The organism is Streptomyces beijiangensis, from assembly GCF_017315755.1.
Classification (GTDB): domain Bacteria; phylum Actinomycetota; class Actinomycetes; order Streptomycetales; family Streptomycetaceae; genus Streptomyces; species Streptomyces beijiangensis.
Map to the genome: position 1 here is coordinate 1 of NZ_JAFLRJ010000612.1, position 3,071 is coordinate 3,071.

Genomic DNA, 3,071 nt, shown 5'->3' on the forward strand with positions numbered 1-3,071 from the left:
CCGAGATCAGCAAAATCAAGCCCGTCCGGCGATTGAGGACACGCGGCCGAAGGTCGCGTACGGCGGGGATCAGCCCAGTGTCACGGGCAAGTCGTGCAGGTCGTTCTGGGTGACCACCGGCTTGTTGCGCAGCTCCGCCGCCGGGACCGCCAGCTCCAGCTTCGGGAAGCGGGCGTACAGCGCCGGCAGCGCCACCCCCGCCTCCAGGCGGGAGAGCGCCGCGCCGGGGCAGACGTGCGGCCCGTGGCCGAAGGAGATGTGGCGGTTGGCGGAGGTGCGCGTGATGTCGAAGGCGCCCGCCGTCGGCCCGTGCGCCTCCTCGTCGCGGCCTATCGCGCCGAACGAGACGATCAGCCCCTCGCCCTTGGGCAGGACCGTGTCACCGACCTCGATGTCCTCCGCCGCGAAGCGGATCAGCACGTGCGAGGTCGGCGTCGACCAGCGCAGCGTCTCCTCGATCACGTTCTCCCAGGGGACCTCGCCCGAGAGGACCAGGGCGCGCTGCTCGGGGTGGCTCTGCAGGGCCACCACCGCGTTGACGATCAGGGAGATCGTCGTCTCGTGGCCCGCCGCGATCATCAGCTGCAGCGTGCTGGTGATCTCCTCCGTGGTGAGGTGGTCGCCGTTCTCGGAGGCTTCGATGAGCGCGCTGGTCAGGTCGTCGCCCGGGTTCGCCCGCTTCGACTCGACGATCTTCGCGAAGAGCTCGCCCAGGTCCGCGATCATCTGCGGAACCTCCGCCGGCGGCGTCTGCGTGGAGAAGAACTTTTCGAAGAGGGACTTCAGGCGCGGGTGGTCCGCCGCGTCCACCCCCATCAGGTCGCCGACCACCGCCATGGGCAGCGGATAGGCGAACTCCGCCTTGAGGTCCACGGGTTGGGACGGGTCGAGGGCCGCGAGGCGTTCCAGGTTGGCTGCGGTGAGCTTCTCGATGCCCTCGCGCAGGCGCTCCACCCGCCGTACGGTCAAGGCCTGCGCGACCAGCGTCCGCAGCCGCCGGTGGTCCTCGCCGTCCACCGTCAGCATGGAGCGACCCGGGTTGGCCAGGCCGATCAGTGGCCAGTCCGGCGGGATCTCGCCGCGCTGCCAGGCGCCCCAGGCGTTGATGTCCTTCACCAGCCGTGCGTCGGTGAGGAGTTGACGCGCCTCCGCGTGGCGCGTGACCGCGTAGCAGGCCACTCCGCCGGGCAGGACGACGCGCGCGAGCGGCCCGGCCGCGCGCAGGGCCGCGCTCTCGGCGTCCAGGTCCGCGACGAAGGGATCGAGAACGATTCCGGCACCCGTGCCGGCGTGGTCGATCGGGCAGGTCATGCGGTGCCTCCGAGTGCAGGGGTCGAAGTGAAGACCAGGGGGAGCGTGCTCAGGCCGCGCAACCACGGGGACGGGCGGCGGGTCAGCGCGTCGTCCGGGGTGGCGAGATCGAGGTCCGGGAGCCGGTCGAGGAGGACCTCGATTCCCGTACGGGCGATGACCTCGGCGACTTCCTGGGCGGGGAAGGGGCAGCGGTGTTCGCCGTGGCCGAAGGAGAAGTGGGCGTTGTTGCCGCCGGTCATCGAAGAGGCGTGCGTACGGATCTGGGGGTCCGCGTTGGCGGCCGCGATGCCCAGGAGCAGCAGGTCGCCCGCAGCGATGGAGTGCCCGCCCAGGGTGGTCGCGCGCGAGGCCCAGCGGCCGGCGACGTTCTGGGTGGGGGTGTCCTCCCAGAGGACCTCGTTCATGGCCTCCGCGACGCTGTGCCGGCCGCCCGAGAGCGAGGCGGCGAACCGGTCGTCGGTCAGCATCAGCCGCAGCGAGTTGCCGATCCAGTCGGCGGTGGGCTGGTGGCCCGCCGCCATCATCACCATCAGGTCCTGGGCGATCTCCTCGGTCGTGAAGCCCGAGGGGTCGGCGAGCATCCGCGAGGCGACGTCGTCGCCGGGGACGGCCCTCTTGGCGGTGAGGAGTTCGAACATCGACTTGGCGAGGTGGCCTTGGCCCGCCTGTGCGTTCTCGCGGCCGTCGATCATGTCGTTCATGGCCTTGACCAGGCCGGGACCCTGCTCGTCCGCGAAGCCGTAGAGGCGGGCGAGAACGCGGAGCGGCAGCAGCATCGCGTACTGCCCGATGATCTCGGAGGACCCGCTGCCGCAGAAGGAGTCGATGAGCTCGTCGGCCAACTGCTCGGCGTGGCGGCGCAGTGCGAAGGGGTCGACCGCCTCCAGCGCGTCGCCGATCATGCGTGCGCGCTCGCTGTGGCGCTCGCCGACCGTATAGAGGATCGAGGGCTGCTTGCGGCCGATCATCGGCAGCAGCGGCCAGTCGTCCGGGATGCGGTCCCACTGGTTCCAGAGGTCGGAGTCCCGGCTGAAGAGGACCGGGTCCCCGGTGACCAGACGCAGCTCGCGGTAGTCGAGCACCAGCCAGGCCGGCACGTCCCCGTCGAGGACCACCGGCGCCACGGATCCGTGCGTACGCCGCAACTCGCTGTAGAGCGCGTTCGGTTCGACGTGGAAGCGGGGGCCGCTGAGCGGGGCGGGTGCGAGGGGTTCGGCGTGTGCGGTCATGTGGCGCTGGGCTCCCGGGCGGCGGCGGAGAGGGCGTGCAGGTGCTGGAGGAGGGCGATGAGGACGTACTTGGACGACGTACGGTCGCGGGCGTCGCAGTCGACCAGCGGTACGTCCGGCGAGAGGTCGAGGGCCTCGCGCAGCTGCTCCGGGGTGTGGATGGCGCCGCCGAAGTCGTTGCACGCCACGATGAACGGGGTGCCGTGGTGCTCCAGGCGGTCGATGGCGTACCAGGAGTCGGCGAGACGGCGGGTGTCGACGAGGACGACCGCGCCCAGTGTGCCGGCGAAGAGGCGGTCCCAGAGGAACCAGAAACGTTCCTGCCCGGGGGCGCCGAAGAGGTAGAGGACCGAGCGGTCGTCGATGGTGATGCGGCCGAAGTCGAAGGCGACGGTCGTCGAGGTCTTGGTGTGCACGGCCGAGATGTCGTCGACCGGGCGGCCCGCCTCGGTCATCGTCTCCTCGGTGTTGAGGGGGCGGATCTCGCTGACCGAGCGGACCATCGTCGTCTTGCCCACGCCGAAGCCG

Annotated in this window: 3 protein-coding genes; all 3 read right to left on the reverse strand. The window is 70.8% G+C overall.

Annotated features, from left to right (window positions below):
• Positions 1–69 precede the first annotated feature (69 nt).
• Positions 70–1,311 (reverse strand): cytochrome P450 family protein, encoded by a 1,242-nt coding sequence (locus tag J0695_RS37495; protein WP_206969236.1) that lies wholly within the window; start codon positions 1,309–1,311, stop codon positions 70–72.
• Entirely contained in the window at positions 1,308–2,543 is a 1,236-nt protein-coding gene (locus J0695_RS37500) for a cytochrome P450 (RefSeq protein WP_206969238.1), read from the reverse strand. The genes J0695_RS37495 and J0695_RS37500 overlap by 4 nt, the downstream gene beginning before the upstream one ends.
• On the reverse strand, positions 2,540–3,071 hold a 532-nt coding region (locus J0695_RS37505; protein ID WP_206969240.1), incomplete at its 5' end, for a GTP-binding protein. The genes J0695_RS37505 and J0695_RS37500, both read right to left, overlap by 4 nt.